Source organism: Rhodococcus sp. WB9 (genome assembly GCF_007558985.1).
In the GTDB taxonomy this organism is placed as follows: Bacteria; Actinomycetota; Actinomycetes; order Mycobacteriales; family Mycobacteriaceae; genus Rhodococcus_F; species Rhodococcus_F opacus.
Genome location: NZ_CP041769.1, coordinates 4044486 through 4058735, shown reverse-complemented (window position 1 = coordinate 4058735; position 14250 = coordinate 4044486). Strand labels below are relative to the sequence as shown.

Genomic DNA, 14250 nt, shown 5'->3' with positions numbered 1-14250 from the left:
TTCTCTCTCCACCGCGCGCGGAGCACCGCAAAGACGATCCGTGGGCTCCGACATCTCCGGCGTCTGTATTGAGCGACGACCTCACTTCGAACTCAGACACGCCGTCGGCAGCGATTCCGGCCAGTGCCATCCGTCCGAACTCTGGTGGTTCCTTCGTGACGGACGGATCGCCGGATTGATGGACGGACGTGCCGGAAACCTTCGCCGCCACGGTGACCGTCACCGGTGAAGCCAACCTGGCATCGGCCGAATCGGTAGCAGTCGCGGAACTACGCAAGCGGCGCCGACGAGGCGGAGTCACTTCGTCGGGGGCCGAGGTCGCGGAAGGATTCGGGGTCAAGGGACGACGATCAGCTTTCCGACATGCCGACGCTGGGCGAGTTGTGCCTGGGCTTCGCGTACCTTCCCGAGGGGAAAGGTTGCTGCGACGACGGGTCTGACCTCGCCCCGCCGCGCGATTTCCACCAGGTGGTCGAAGATCCGTGGCGTGTGCATGGTCGAGCCCACCAGAGAGAGATTGGCGAGGTAGAGCTTTCGCACATCGATGTCGACAGCCCACCCGCCGAGGGCACCGGCGACCACCCAGCGTCCCCCTGTCCTTAGCAAACTGAGGCCGGGGCCGAGGACTGCGCCGGCAACGACGTCGACAACCGCGTCGTATCCCTCCGGTGCTGCGCCGGCTGCGTCGGCAAGCACCTGACCCCCTCTCCGGTCCACCACGGCGTCGGCGCCGGCGCTGCGGACAGCCTCCCCCTTGTCGCCGCTGCACACTGCGACGACCCGAGCCCCGCGGGAGTGGGCCAACTGGACCGCAGCCAGCCCGACGCCGCCCGAGGCGCCCGTGATGAGCACAGTGTGACCCTCCGAGACGGCTCCGCGGTCGAGCATGCCCAGCGCGGTGCCATAGGCAATGGGGAGGGCGGCCAGTTCCACGTCTGTGAGGGGCGACTCGTCGACGGAGTGGGCTCGTGTGCTCGGCACCACGACGTACTCGGCGAACCCCCCGTTCCGCTCGCTCCCGAGCACGTCGGCCGGGCGTGCGTCTGGTCCCGGGCCGTCGTACTCGGCCGGGTCCACCAGCACCCGCGCCCCGATCGGTCCGGCGGCTGCCCCATCACCGGAAGCCACCACCCTGCCGGCCACGTCGGCTCCCTGGATGCGTGGGAAGTCGAGCGGACCGAGCCATCCCGTCCTGACGTCCGGATCCTCTGCCGCCCCGTAGGAGCCCTCGCGGGTCCAAAGATCGGTGTTGTTGCACCCTGCCGCGTGGACCCGGACCAAGACCTCGCCCGGCCCAGGGCGAGGCACGGGCACCTCACGCTCCTCGATCACATCAAGGCCTCCGTGACCGGTGATGACGACGGCACGCATGGTGCGGGGAAGGGGCTGTGTCAGCAGTCCGGACGGTGGCGGGGAGGTCTGTGACATAGAGGCAGGATCGCATACAGCCCCGTCTACCGCTGCTCATCGGCACGGCTCCCGGCCGCGGAAGTGGTGCTCGGTCGAGTGCCGCAAACTCGCCTCGGACGAACGCCGGGCGGCCGAGCGCGGTGTCGTCGCGGTGGAGCTGCGCGAGCGGGTGGTGGAGGTCGCGCATAGTGGTCGCCGATGGTGACGACTATGCACGCGCCGCACCGGCCGCCCGCGAACTACTCGATGCCAATCCACGGCAGCGACCGTCGTCGCGACAGGAGCACCGGTCTCCTGCACGTATCTGACCTGGGCATTACCGCTCCTCGGCACCTAAATAGTTCCGCTCGAACTGGCACGAAATCGAGAAACCGACATGCCACAGACAGGCAACTGAAACGGAAACGAGAAACTGACACCGATCGCGAGAACAAAAAGGAACAACTTGGTTCCACTGCTCGTGTCGCTTCTCTGTGCATCCGACCTGCGGGTTCTCAACATCGAGTCAGTGACTGATTCTCACGAACTTGTCGGAATCCTCAGTCCGGTCGCTCTCCCGTTAGAGGATCGATGACCGGCACCCGACCGCTGAGGGAGATGCCTCGAGGGAGTCGGTGCGGCACGGGTTGTCACGCTGCGTGGACTCGGCGCGATACCTAGGTCATGAGGGTGAGGAAGACTGCGATAGGTGCCTGCGCTCTTGTCGCGATCGCAACCGCGACCTGCTCCTGCTCGTCCGCTGATGACACCGAATCGCGCGATCCGACAGTCTTCGTCCAATCCACACAGTTCGCACCGCCGCCGGCGCCGATCACCGATCTCGTGCCTACCCCCGATCAACTGACCGCCCTGTACAACGCCACCACCAACTACTCGATACGCGAGGAGGACCGCGCGCGACTTCTCGATGGTCCCAGCGATCAGACCCTGCGGATCGCGCGGGCCTGGGGCGCGCTGCCCATGCCCCAATACATCCAGTTCACCACCGTGGAACCTGTCGGCCCAGACATGATCAACGCGACTGGGCAGGGCCGCCTTGATCGCATGGCCCCTTACCCGGTCGGACCAATCCCCTTCGTGCGTTCCAACAACGAATGGAAGCTATCCCGCGCCTACGTCTGCGGCATCTTGACCGTTCTCGCCAACCTCCCAGATCCAAGTCCAAGTACCCGGACCGCATATCAGTGCGTGTGAGAGTCCGGAAACGCAATAGCGCTCCCCTCACCGAGAGGAGATCGGCGCCCAGCACTGCCCGCAGCGGTTGGCGCGCGTTCCGGCTGGGGATCGTCGAACGAACGAACGAATACTACGGATGTTGCGTTTAGCCTGATGTGGTGACGCAGTGGGAGCTCGTGCGAGTTGATCATCATCAGTTTGCCCTCGGTGAACCCGGCGCCGAAACCCTGAACCCGGTAGACGAGGGCACCCTGATCGAGGTCGGCGCCGGTTTCGTCTCGTTCTTCACCGGAATCACCTACGGCCCCGCTCGTCTGGCCCTCGACCTGCTCGAGCATGCCCCCGAGACGGAGGGCACGCAGGAGTGGGAGGTGATCGAAGAAGCCGCGATCACCACCACCTCGGACATCGTGGTGACCACGCTCGACGGCACCGAAAGCACCACCCTCACACCGGTCCCCGCCGGCCGATACACGGTGCGGGCACATGCCCGCGGCCGCGACACCCGATACGGCGAAGACGTCACCGAACCCTGCGAGGACTACCTCGTCCAACTCTGGCCCACCCACACCGCCGACAACTCGGTCCACACCCTCCACAAGACCGACCGGGCATGGTCACTACAGACCCAGGTCGACGAATCCAGCCTCTCCCGTGACTACGTCTACATCCGCAACGACTCAGGCGATGTCGTCAAAGTGCCGCCCAAGGGCCCCGAAGCCAACGCCGTACGCGCCCACCTGAACGAGTTCGGCGGCACGCCGCTCACCCCCACACTCGAAGCAGTGTTCTCCAGCCGCTACGTCGCCGGCCTCGACCGCCCCCTGATCGACCGCATCGACGCCGCAACCCCCGACCGGCAGCGTGCCTTCGCCCGCTGGTGCGTCCACCGCGCCTTCGAACGCGCCGGAATCGCCGACATCGACTGGCTCCGAGACGTCCTCACTGAGATGGACGCCGGAAAACCGGTCAACGAGGACTTCATCGCCAGCTTCGCCGCCCGCAACCGACTCGATCAGGACCCGCGGATCACCCGCCGCATCGTCTCCGGTCTCCCCGCCAGCCGTGAACTCGTCCAGCAATACGAGGCACTGCGCGCCTACTCGCGCAGCATGTACCCGGAAGCCACACCACTCGAATCAGCGATCGAAGCGTTCTGGCACGCCGCGAAAACCTACGGCATGGACTACCCCGAACTCATCGACGCCGCACGTCAGGACTTCTTCGGCAAGGAATAATGTCCGTCGGCAACCGGCGTCCGGCCGACCGATGGGGGATCCGCCATCGGGAAGGCTGGTGGAGGTTCTCCTCATGGAGTCTTGAAGTTCGTTCATCCTGCACAAACCCGGTGTGGCATCGTCAGGCCCAGGAACGAACGGAGGTGCGGCTCGGATGCGATACACCCGCGACTTCGGCTCTCCCTTGCCTCCGGCTTGGACCGACCTGCCCGACCGTGATCGTTATTGGGCTGAGTTCGAGGAAAGATTCGGGTTTCGCCCGGGCACGAAACCCGAATCATGGCCGGCGATCGCAGAGCCGACGCCATCGGTAACCTTCGATCTCACCAACACCGCCGACACCATTGCTTCCTGGCGGGCGCGGTTCGATGCGGTCAACGCCGAGGCGCTGCGGTGTTTCGTTGCTGAGTTCGCCGACGATCCGCGGTTCGTCGTTCTCGACTGGCAGCATCCCGGGTACTGGTTCGACGCCGCGGAGCACGCCGCTACTGAGGACTCGGAGTGGCGTGTGTCCGTCTATCCGAACGGCGACTACTACATCTTCCTGCGGGAAGACTTCACCGAAGGAACCTTCGGCCATCCGTGGGAGCCCACGCTGTGCGTGTTTGGCGAACGACTCGTCACCACCCTCGGCCGCACCTTGGCGGCGTGGCTTCCCCGCAAGCGTGTCAATGGCCAGCCGTACTACCGCGAAAGATAACCGGACTGTCCTCGACCGGGTCACCATCAGTGACCGGTCATCGATCCACATACGGAACGGGTCACCCTTGGTCTGGTGGCATCTGTCACCATGATCAGATGTACGAGTGCCCGGCACGGACACTCGCCTGCTGTTCCTATCCTGCTGTGTCCCAGAAGACCCGAGGATTGCCGTCGGCATCCGTGCCTACGAGGTTGGCGGGGTGGATCCCGCCGGACGTGATGAATTCGGTCAGCAGATGCTCCATCCCGGGTGGAGCGTTCACCTCGCCATGTGAGTACAGCTCGATCACAATGCCAGCCTTCGAGGCGGGCACGTGCTCAATGCCGTAGACGGCATCAGGCGCGAATACGATGTGGATCTCCAGAGAGTTCTCGTCGAGCCGATCGATCCCGGTGACCCTGAAGCGATAGAGCTCCCGTCCGCTCGCTGCCTCGTTTTCAGAGACACCAAACGCAGTCCACAATCTGTTTTTCCACAGCATGAAGAGCCGATCGAGCTCGGTACGATCGGGAACACTCATCGTCGTGACTCTCCCGGTAGTGACGTCGTCGGGCAAGAGGAAGAGGATCTATTGCCCGAACCTGCACCGGGACGAAGTGGCGTTCCAGCGCGTGTCGGGCGGCAGTCGACCGTCGTTCTGCAAGCGGATCGGTATGCGGTAATGAGGACGAAGACTTCAAGGTCAGGTCGCCGCCCTATTTGCCACACTGTGTAACGATGCGGGATACGACAACGCGGGCGGGGGGAACATTGCTGGCGCCAATGGACTTCGAGATCGACGTCGACTACAACACGCTGATCCTTCGGCCAGAGTTCGATAGCGATCTTCTCGGTACGGAGTGGTTCAACCAAGAACCGTGGTTTGTCAACGGTGGCCCCGGCCGTGTGGTCATCCATACGGGCGGGCGCGGCTTGATTCGCGTGACCGTCGCCGCAACCGGAGGCGCCGCTCCTCCAATCACAGACTCGTTGCTCGACGAGTGGGAAGACATCGGTGAGGCGTCGTTCACCACTGAGGATGACGAGATCTGCTTCGACGGCCTATTAGGGAGCATCATCGGTCCGATGGATACGGCGGGGCCGGGCAGCTACCGGATCCGCGTGCTCGCCCGTGGCCGCACTGAATACTGGGATTCTTACCCACCTAAGTCTGCGCAGCCGTGGATACACCTCCAACTCCAGATCTGGCAGCATGACCCTGCTCCGCGGAAACTCATCCAGTACCGGGACCGATTCACGGGCGATGTGGTTCGGCCTGCTGGCGGTGTCGTATAACGAACCCCCACCGCACACGCACGCAGCGACCGAGCACCGGCGCGTTTCCGCAGATCAGGCATGACCTGCGGATTCCCGTAAGACCCGCCCGCGAAAATGCCCGGTCAAGGGGGGTCAAACGCTACACTTGCATGGTGCTCGAACTGTTGGTCGGCTACTGCCGCTGCAGCACCGATGCGCAAGACCTCACCGCGCAGATCGACACCCTGACCCGCCTGGGGGTCGACACCAAACGGATCTACGTCGACCACGGTCTCACCGGCACCAACCGGGACCGCCCCGGGCTGCGTGAGGCCCTGGCAGCGGTGCGCGAAGGCGATGTGCTGGTCGTAAGCAAACTCGATCGTCTGGCTCGCTCGGTGCCCGATGCTCGCGCGATCGCCGACGAGCTCACCGCCCGCAAGGTCAAGCTCAACATCGATGGATCCGTCTACGACCCGACCGATCCGATCGGCAGACTCTTGTTCACGACACTGTCGATGATCGCCGAGTTCGAGGCCGATCTGGCCCGGGCCAGGACCCGAGAAGGCATGGCCATCGCGAAAGCCAAAGGCCGGCTCCGCGGCAAGAAACCCAAACTCAGTCCTCATCAGGAAGCGCACCTGGTCGAGCTGCACCACGCCGGCAGGCACACCACAAGCGAACTCGCCGAGCTGTTCAATGTCGCACGCTCTACCGTCTACCGTGCCATCCGCCGTGCCGATACCGCACAATCTGATACCTCATCCTGACCCGTCCACACCGTTCCCACTCGCCCCAGGACTACGCGAGCATATCCGCCCGATTTTCGGCGAGTACTACCGCGACCCCTACCTCCGGACGCGAAGGATCGAGCATTGCCGCGATTCCGAGGAGGGTGAGATCGCTCTCCGCCCCTTCCCGCGTCAGTCCCGGGGGAGTGCCCGCGCCGATGTCGCGCTCGGCGACGGCGAGCACACGCAAACCTTCGCGAGCCCAGTCGCGTACGAGATTCGCGGTGAACTCCCGATCGGAACTGGTGAAGGCCGGGTCCACACCAGCCGGACCGGCGATTCGCTTACACCGGTCGAAGATCTCTTCGGGTGCTCCCTTGGCATGGATGTGCAGCGTGTCGCCGATACGATCGACGGTGGACATCCGGCGCAGCTCCGAGTCGAAAGGGAACTGCGACACCCGGTTTCCGTCAGCGTCTTCTGTCGCGGCTCCCAAGGACAGCGCTGCGTGCAGCAATGCCACCTCCGTCGGATCACCGGATTCGGCACCGGTACTCGAGATGCGGATCTCCGCGCCACAGCACGCGACGACCGCCCGGGCCGTCCGGCCTGCCGGAGCGTCCGGTGCCGGAACGGGGACGGCACCGTCGAACGTCACGACCCCGTCCGGGGTCCACAACCTGGTGGTACGCATCCGATTCATGGTCAGGGTGCCGGTCTTGTCGGTACAGATGACGCTGGTGGAGCCGAGTGTTTCCACAGCGGAGAGACGTTTGACCAGGGCGCCCTGTCTGGCGAGAGTACGCACGCCCACCGCCAGAGCCAACGTGATCGTCGGCAGTAGGCCCTCCGGCACGTTGGCGACCAGGAGCCCGATTGCGAAATTCACCGAATCGTCGAGCGACAACCCCGCCATGAGCGTCCCCAGCGGGACGAACGCCAGACCCATCGCCACCGCAACCGCAGCGATCAGCCAGGCCACGCGTTTCACCTGCTTTTCGAGGGGGCTTTCCTCATGGCCCACGCGTTGCGACAGAGCCGCGATGCGTCCGAGTTCGGTGTGCATTCCTCTCGCGAACACGACCGCGGTGGCATCGCCGCCCACCACATTGGTGCCGCTGAAGGCGATGTCCGCGGCCTCGATCAACGGTCCCGTCGTCGACCCGGCGTCGAATCGGATCAAAACCGGTACGGACTCACCGGTGAGCGTCGACAGATCGACCTCGAGCGATCCCGACAGGAGTCGCGCATCGGCGGACACGCGGTCGCCTTCGGTCAGGAAGATCACGTCGCCCGGCACGAGCGACCGGACGTCGACCGTCTCCGTGGTTCCCTGACGGGCGACGCGCGCCCTGGTCGGCAGAAACGCCGCCAGTGCTTCGACCGCCTGCTCGGCGTGTCGTTCCTGCACGAACGCGAACGCGGCGTTGAGCAGGATCACGATGACAATCGCGACACCCAGCGGCGCTGAGCCGCTGAAGACGGCGAGTACGGCAGCCATCCACAAGAGCAGCGCCAACGGATGCGTGAATTGCCGCAGTAACTGCCGGGGCCAGGTGCGACCGCGATGCCGAATCAGTTCATTGGTCCCGTAGACGAGTGTTCGTCGCTCCGCTTCCCTCCGTGACAGTCCATCCCGTCTGGTGCGGAGGTCACGCAGTAGCCGGTCGGTCGACTCCTGAGGGTCCACGCGAGCTGTCTTCGTCGGCGTCGCCAGCGCGCGCTCCTGGTCGTCGGGTCGATCCGGTACGGATCACGGGGGACGGGCCCGGCGGGGTTCTTCTCCGACGGTGCGCCATCGACGGTTGCGGGGAAAGGGACCTTGGTCCTCTCTTACGGTCGCACGCAGCCCGAACCGGGTCCGGGCTGCGACTATGGAGACACGCGTCCTCACGCGTCGGCCCTCGACGGGGGAAGGCATATGCACGACACACGAACCCGCGAAACGTGGAATGCGCGCCTGACGAGGCTGTTGGCACCCACCCTGCTCGCAGCCACGTCGGTGGCGCTCGTGTCCGGCGTGGTGGCCACTTCGCTCGGTCGGCCGAGCGTCGCGGACGCGTGCTGGGCGATCGGCACGGTGGTGTCCCTGGCGCCCGCTGTGGGCTGGGTCGTCGTGTCACTCCTTCAGCGCACAGCTGGTGTCGACCTCATCGCCGTGCTCGCCCTCGCGGGAACACTCGCGGTCGGCGAGTATCTGGCAGGTGCCCTCATCGGGTTCATGCTCGCGACGGGGCGCACGCTCGAATCCGCGGCGGAGCGGCGCGCGTCACGCGATCTGCGCGCCCTCCTCGAACACGCACCACGACGAGCACACAAACGGATCGGCCACGACGTCGTCCTCGTCCCCTTGGACGAGGTCGAGCCCACCGATCTGCTGGTCGTCGCCTCCGGAGAGGTTGTCCCCGTCGACGGCGTCGTCGTCGCCGACCGATCGGCCGTCCTCGACGAGTCCGCGCTCACCGGGGAGTCTCTCCACGTCGAGCGACAGGTCGGGGAGTCGGTGCGCAGTGGGGTGGTGAACGTCGGATCGACGATCGAGCTGCGCGCCACCGCGAGCGCCGCGGACAGCACCTATTCGGGCATCGTCCGACTGGCGCAGGAGGCCGCTGCCGACAAGGCACCGATCGTACGGATCGCGGACCGCTTCGCCGTCTGGTTCCTTCCCCTGACCCTCCTGGTGTCGTCCGTCGCATGGTGGCTGAGCGGTTCCGCCGTGCGCGCGGTCGCAGTTCTCGTGGTCGCGACCCCGTGTCCGTTGCTGCTCGCCGCCCCTGTCGCCATCGTGTCGGGGCTGTCCCGCGCCTCACGGATCGGTGTCGTCATCCGCGGTGGTGGAGCACTGGAAACACTTGGGCGAGCTCGGACCCTGGTGATGGACAAGACGGGAACCCTGACGACCGGCAGGCCATCGGGACTCGACGTCGCAACCGCCCCCGGCCACAATCCCGACGAGGTACTCCAACTCGCCGCAGCCGTCGACCAGCTGTCACCCCATGTTCTCGCCGAGTCGATCGTCCGCTTCGCGAGGGCACGGGGCTGTCCGCTTCCACTGCCCACCGATGTCAGCGAGCAGGCGGGGACCGGGGTCACCGGCATCGTGAACGGTCGTGCGGTGAAGGTCGGTTCGGATCACGGCGTGTTGCCGGACTGGGCGGAGGCCGTCTCGACGCGATCGGCCCTGGACGGCGCGGCGGTGGCCTGGGTACAGATCGACGACGCACTGGTAGGGGCGATCCTGCTGCGGGATCCTCTTCGTCGAGACGCGCCTCGCACATTGCGGCGATTGCGGGCAGCCGGACTGGACCGACTGATCATGCTGACCGGAGACCGCCGGGCGCCCGCACTCGAAATCGGATCCATCGTCGGACTCGACGCCGTGCTCGCGGAGCACACTCCCATGGACAAGGTGGCAGCAGTTCAGGCGGAGAAGCGCAAGGCTGTCACGATCATGGTGGGGGACGGGATCAACGACGCCCCCGCCCTGGCGGCGGCGTCGGTCGGAGTGGCGATGGGGGCGCGGGGAGCCACGGCCAGTTCGGAGGCTGCCGATATCGTGCTGACGACCGATCACCTCGCCCGGTTGGCGGACGCGATGGAGATCGCACGACGGTCGAGGCGGATCGCGATCCAGAGTGCCGGGATCGGCATGACGCTGTCGCTGCTGGCGATGATCGCCGCGGCGTTCGGCTGGATCGCTCCCGCGCCCGGCGCCCTGCTGCAGGAAGGAATCGACGTGGCGGTCATCCTCAACGCCCTGCGCGCCCTTCGTGGCGGCCGGTCCTCCGAACTCACGGTGACGCGAGAAACCGGCCTGCTGCTGCAGCGTTTCGATCGTGAGCACGACGATCTGCGGGGAGCTCTGGCGCTGATACGTGACGCTGCAGAGCGGGTGACCGCCGAACCCGGAACCGAGACACTGGCGGCGGTGCGTAGAGCACACACCGTCCTGGTAGAGCAGGTCCTGCCCCATGAACGTGCCGAGGAGACCCAACTGTATCCCGCGCTGGCGGACGCCTTCGGAACGGCGGAGGCCACCGCCCCGATGAGTAGGGCTCATGCGGAGATCGATCGACTCAGCCGGCGCCTGGGAACTCACCTCGGCGCGGTCGAGGCGCACGGCGAAGTCCGCCCGGACCAGCGTGACGACCTTCTCGCCTGCCTGTACGGGCTGTATGCGGTGCTGCGTTTGCATTTCGCCCAGGAGGAAGAGGACTACTTCGCCCTCGCCCCGAGAGTCGACGACGAGCACTGACAGCCGTCGGCGCTACCGGACGACGAGGATCGGGCAGCGGACGGAGTGCATCAAGGCCCTGCTCGTGGATCCCAACAACATACTGGTGAAGCCGCCGCGTCCGCGGCTGCCCACGACGAGAAGTCGCGCGTTGTCGGCTTGTTCGCGCAGGTTGCGCACCGGTCGGTCCATCACGACCATCGTCCGAACCTTCACGTCCGGGAAATCCTCGGCCCGGCCGGCGAGACTCTCCGACAGGAGGGCCGTTTCCTGGGTGACGACCTGCTTCCATCCGGAGACGCTGCCGCCCTCGTGGTGCACGGGGAGGTCGACGTCGGACCAGGCGTGAACGGCCACCAGTTCGCACTGCCGCAGGGCGGCCTCCTCGAACGCCATCGAAATGGCGGGCTCGCTGTGTGCCGACCCGTCCACACCCACGACGACGGGCCCCTCGAGTCGGGTGACCTCGGAATCGGGAAGCCCGCGGATGACCGCCACCGGGCACGGTGCGTGGGTGGCGACCGCGGCACTGACCGATCCCAGGAAGCCGCGCTCGATGATTCCCTGCCGGTTCGAGCCGACGACGACCATCGCGGCGGATTTCGATCTTTCGAGGAGTTCACCGGCCGGCGTTCCGGTGCAGAGCGTGGTGTGAATGTCGAGGGAATGCCCGGGTACCGCTCGGGCGGCGATTTCCGCCGCGGCGGCCAGCCGGTTCTTCCCGTTGCGTTCCTCGTCGTCGAAGAAGCTCTCCGGCATGCCGATCGGGACACCGTAGGCGCCGGGCACGAACGTGGTCGAGACCACCGACAGTGGGGCATTACGCAACGCCGCCTCCTGTGCGGCCCACGCGACGGCCTGGAGGGACGACGGTGAACCGTCTGTTCCGACAACAATCGGGCGGCGGGCGGTCATGGTGTTCTCCTCGGGGGCAACGCGCGGCAGAAATTGCCGCTACCTCTCATCGTTACGGTGCCTCCGACGCCGGCGTAGGGGAGAAGGTCCCCACCTCGGCGGACGGGCGAGCCGATCCCGGCTCAGGGCAGTGGAGCCGACCACCGGAGAGTGGTTCCGCCGCCGGGGGTGGTGTCGATGGTGAAGCGCCCGTTGACTTCCTGCGCTCGGGCAGCCAGATTGTCCAGGCCACTTCGGGAGACGCCCTCCGGAAACCCTTTGCCGTCGTCCGCGACCTCGATGACGAGATCGTCGTAGACGGAGATGCTGACGGTGACCGTGCCGGCCGCTGCGTGGCGCACCGCGTTGCTCAGTGCCTCACGCAGGACCGCCTCGGCATGTTCGGCGAGCACGGCATCGATGACCGACAGCGGCCCGGACATGTGCACGGTCGTGCGCAGCCCTGAATCCGCGGTGATCTCGGCGATGATCTCGTGCAACCGCCGCCGGAACTGGGTCACGGCACCCGAACCGCCGTGAAGGTCGAAGATCGCGGTACGGATGTCACGCACGATATCGTGAAGATCGTCGACCGACTGCACGAGTCGCTGCTTGACCTCGGGTGACTTCGCCCTCTGCAGAGTGCTCTGGAGCGACAGGCCGACCGCGAAGAGCCGCTGGATGACGTGGTCGTGGAGATCCCGCGCGATCCGATCCCGATCGGACAGCACGTCCAATTCGTGCATTCGGCGCTGACTGTTGGCGAGCTGCAGCGCGACGGCCGCCTGATCGGCGAACCCCGACATCAACGCCAGCTGGTCCTCTGTGAACGGCGCTGCGTCGGCATGACGGAGCACCACCAGCACACCGGCCACCGATTGCGTTGCACGCAGCGGCAGCGCCAGCGCCGGACCGAACCGGGTTCCCGTCTCGAACCCGGGATCGAAGGCTAGAGCGTTGACGCGGAGCGGTGTCCGCTCACGGAAGGCTTCGCCGGACGTCGACCCTTCGAGTGGAATCGTTCGGCCGATGCGAGCCGACACCGTTCCGGCGGACGCGGTGACCACGAGTTCGGTGACCTCGTCCGATGGGATGTCGGGGTCCTCCGGCACCGCGAGAAAAGCGCTGTCGGCATCGGTGAGGGAGAGCGCGTCGTCGGTGATCACCTGCAGCACCTCGGCGGTCTCGCTGCCCGCGAGTAGTTCGGTCGCTATCTCACGCGTCGCCTCGAGCCACGCCTGCCTCGTCCGGGACTCCTCGTACAGGCGGGCGTTCTCGATCGCGATCCCGGCGGCGGCCGCGAGTGCGCGGAGAAGGACCTCGTCGTCCTCGGTGAACTGTGCACCGTTCGCCTTCTCGGTGAGATACAGATTCCCGAACGCTTCGTCCCGGATCTGAATAGGAACGCCGAGAAAGGTTTTCATCGGCGGATGGTGGTCGGGGAATCCTACCGAGGCGGCGTGATGGGAGAGGTCCTTCAGTCGGACCGGCTTGGGATTGGTGATGAGGAAACCGAGGACCCCGCGACCGCGGGGCAGGTCGCCGATACGTTCGCGTGTCTCCTCGTCGATGCCCTCGAAGACGAACTCACTCAAGCCCTCGCGCGGGCTGACCACCCCCAGCGCACCGTACCGGGCATCCACGAGATTGATCGCGGCGTGGACGATGGTGCGGAGCGTGTTGTCGAGGTCGAGGCCAGACGTGACCGAGAGCATCGCCTCGAGGAGTCCGTCGACGTGCTCCCGGGCATCGACGATCTGCACGATGCGTTCCTGCACCTCGGTCAGGAGTTCACGGAGCCGGAGCTCGGAGAGGCTGCCGAGACGAGGTGCGCTGTCCCGCTCATCGGGTTGACGGGTCACGACACGTATTGTCCCACGTCGTGGAGGCGCGCCGGGGCGGAACCGCTACTGGGCTCGGGGATTCGCCTGTGAGGTGTCGGACGGTCTCGACGGCATCTTCGTGGCAAGTACCGCTGCCTGAGTCCGGCGTTCGACTCCGAGCTTGGTCAGCAGCCGGGAGACGTAATTCTTGACGGTTTTCTCCGCGAGGAACATCCGTGCAGCGATCTGACGGTTGGTCAGCCCTTCACCGAGCAGGGCGAGGAGCGTCCGTTCCTGATTGGTCAGGTGCCCGAAAACTCCGTCCTTCTCACTGGCGTCCGCGCGGATCTTCACCATCAGGGCGGCGGCGGCGCGACTGTCGAGGAGCGACTTTCCTGCCCCGACGTCGTGGACCGCCCGGGTCAGTTCCATACCCCGGATGTCCTTCACGACGTATCCACTGGCCCCGGCGAGAATCGCGTCGAGCATCGCCTGGTCGTCCGTGAACGAGGTCAGGATGAGGCAGTGCAACTCCGGCATCAACGAATGCAGTTCGCGGCACAGTTCGATTCCGTTGCCATCGGGGAGGCGGACGTCGAGGACCGCGACGTCGGGTTTCAAGGCCGGCACTCGTGCCATCGCCTGCGAGTAGGACGCGGCTTCACCGACGACCGTCAGATCGGGGTCGGCGGTGAGGAGATCGGCGATTCCGCGCCGGACGACCTCGTGATCGTCCACGAGAAAGACGTTGATCATGCCGCAACCTCCAGTCTTGCTGTGTGATCGCTCCGGAAGATCAGACTAC

Annotated in this window: 13 protein-coding genes and 1 pseudogene; 7 read left to right on the top strand and 7 right to left on the bottom strand. The window is 65.8% G+C overall.

Annotated features, from left to right (window positions below; genetic code table 11):
• Positions 1–336 precede the first annotated feature (336 nt).
• Entirely contained in the window at positions 337–1428 is a 1092-nt protein-coding gene (locus tag FND50_RS18780) for an alcohol dehydrogenase family protein (protein ID WP_144286674.1), read from the bottom strand.
• Positions 1429–2073: 645 nt separating this feature from the next.
• Here FND50_RS18780 and FND50_RS18770 point away from each other — a divergent pair.
• The 3 genes from FND50_RS18770 to FND50_RS18760 all read left to right on the top strand — a co-directional run bounded on the left by FND50_RS18770 (position 2074) and on the right by FND50_RS18760 (position 4524).
• Positions 2074–2604 (top strand): hypothetical protein, encoded by a 531-nt coding sequence (locus tag FND50_RS18770; protein WP_144286673.1) that lies wholly within the window; start codon positions 2074–2076, stop codon positions 2602–2604.
• Positions 2605–2744: 140 nt separating this feature from the next.
• Entirely contained in the window at positions 2745–3824 is a 1080-nt protein-coding gene (locus FND50_RS18765; RefSeq protein ID WP_144286672.1) for a hypothetical protein, read from the top strand.
• A gap of 154 nt (positions 3825–3978) precedes the next feature.
• Entirely contained in the window at positions 3979–4524 is a 546-nt protein-coding gene (locus FND50_RS18760; RefSeq protein WP_144286671.1) for a DUF2716 domain-containing protein, read from the top strand.
• A 136-nt stretch (positions 4525–4660) separates the two neighbouring features.
• On the opposite strand, the gene FND50_RS18755 is transcribed toward FND50_RS18760, so the two are convergent.
• Complete coding sequence (locus FND50_RS18755) at positions 4661–5047, bottom strand: hypothetical protein (RefSeq protein ID WP_144286670.1); 387 nt, start codon at positions 5045–5047, stop codon at positions 4661–4663.
• A 4-nt stretch (positions 5048–5051) separates the two neighbouring features.
• On the opposite strand from FND50_RS18755, the gene FND50_RS36170 reads away from it, so the two are divergent.
• The 3 genes from FND50_RS36170 (at position 5052) to FND50_RS18745 (ending at position 6533) form a co-directional block, all read left to right on the top strand.
• Positions 5052–5189 carry a hypothetical protein gene (locus FND50_RS36170; protein WP_186301080.1) on the top strand — a complete coding sequence of 46 codons (138 nt, stop codon included), beginning with the start codon at positions 5052–5054 and terminating at the stop codon, positions 5187–5189.
• 100 nt (positions 5190–5289) lie between these two features.
• Positions 5290–5802, top strand: coding sequence for a hypothetical protein (locus FND50_RS18750; RefSeq protein ID WP_144286669.1), 513 nt, complete (start codon positions 5290–5292; stop codon positions 5800–5802).
• A 143-nt stretch (positions 5803–5945) separates the two neighbouring features.
• Complete coding sequence (locus FND50_RS18745) at positions 5946–6533, top strand: recombinase family protein (protein WP_222105610.1); 588 nt, start codon at positions 5946–5948, stop codon at positions 6531–6533.
• A 31-nt stretch (positions 6534–6564) separates the two neighbouring features.
• Here FND50_RS18745 and FND50_RS18740 read toward each other — a convergent pair whose 3' ends face one another.
• Both FND50_RS18740 and FND50_RS36825 read right to left on the bottom strand, forming a co-directional pair.
• Positions 6565–7995 carry an HAD-IC family P-type ATPase gene (locus tag FND50_RS18740; RefSeq protein WP_260851043.1) on the bottom strand — a complete coding sequence of 477 codons (1431 nt, stop codon included), beginning with the start codon at positions 7993–7995 and terminating at the stop codon, positions 6565–6567.
• A 45-nt stretch (positions 7996–8040) separates the two neighbouring features.
• Positions 8041–8184 (bottom strand): annotated as a pseudogene (locus FND50_RS36825) (cation-transporting P-type ATPase); the annotation flags it as partial.
• 231 nt (positions 8185–8415) lie between these two features.
• Here FND50_RS36825 and FND50_RS18735 point away from each other — a divergent pair.
• Positions 8416–10749, top strand: coding sequence for a heavy metal translocating P-type ATPase (locus FND50_RS18735; protein WP_144286668.1), 2334 nt, complete (start codon positions 8416–8418; stop codon positions 10747–10749).
• 12 nt (positions 10750–10761) lie between these two features.
• Here FND50_RS18735 and FND50_RS18730 read toward each other — a convergent pair whose 3' ends face one another.
• The 3 genes from FND50_RS18730 to FND50_RS18720 form a co-directional block, all read right to left on the bottom strand.
• Entirely contained in the window at positions 10762–11643 is an 882-nt protein-coding gene (locus FND50_RS18730) for a universal stress protein (protein WP_007298868.1), read from the bottom strand.
• A 122-nt stretch (positions 11644–11765) separates the two neighbouring features.
• Positions 11766–13484 carry a GAF domain-containing sensor histidine kinase gene (locus FND50_RS18725; protein WP_144286667.1) on the bottom strand — a complete coding sequence of 573 codons (1719 nt, stop codon included), beginning with the start codon at positions 13482–13484 and terminating at the stop codon, positions 11766–11768.
• Between the two features lie 45 nt (positions 13485–13529).
• The gene (locus tag FND50_RS18720; RefSeq protein ID WP_144286666.1) at positions 13530–14201 is read right to left on the bottom strand and encodes a response regulator transcription factor; all 672 of its coding nucleotides are present in this window, start codon (positions 14199–14201) and stop codon (positions 13530–13532) included.
• Positions 14202–14250: the final 49 nt, after the last annotated feature.

Bases quoted from the DNA above. Each gene is read 5' to 3' on its own strand.
- FND50_RS18780 (WP_144286674.1), bottom strand. From the start codon at position 1,428: ATGTCACAGACCTCCCCGCCACCGTCCGGACTGCTGACACAGCCCCTT.
- FND50_RS18720 (WP_144286666.1), bottom strand. From the start codon at position 14,201: ATGATCAACGTCTTTCTCGTGGACGATCACGAGGTCGTCCGGCGCGGA.
- FND50_RS18740 (WP_260851043.1), bottom strand. From the start codon at position 7,995: ATGGCTGCCGTACTCGCCGTCTTCAGCGGCTCAGCGCCGCTGGGTGTC.
- FND50_RS18750 (WP_144286669.1), top strand. From the start codon at position 5,290: ATGGACTTCGAGATCGACGTCGACTACAACACGCTGATCCTTCGGCCA.
- FND50_RS18735 (WP_144286668.1), top strand. From the start codon at position 8,416: ATGCACGACACACGAACCCGCGAAACGTGGAATGCGCGCCTGACGAGG.
- FND50_RS18730 (WP_007298868.1), bottom strand. From the start codon at position 11,643: ATGACCGCCCGCCGCCCGATTGTTGTCGGAACAGACGGTTCACCGTCG.
- FND50_RS18755 (WP_144286670.1), bottom strand. From the start codon at position 5,047: ATGAGTGTTCCCGATCGTACCGAGCTCGATCGGCTCTTCATGCTGTGG.
- FND50_RS18770 (WP_144286673.1), top strand. From the start codon at position 2,074: ATGAGGGTGAGGAAGACTGCGATAGGTGCCTGCGCTCTTGTCGCGATC.
- FND50_RS18760 (WP_144286671.1), top strand. From the start codon at position 3,979: ATGCGATACACCCGCGACTTCGGCTCTCCCTTGCCTCCGGCTTGGACC.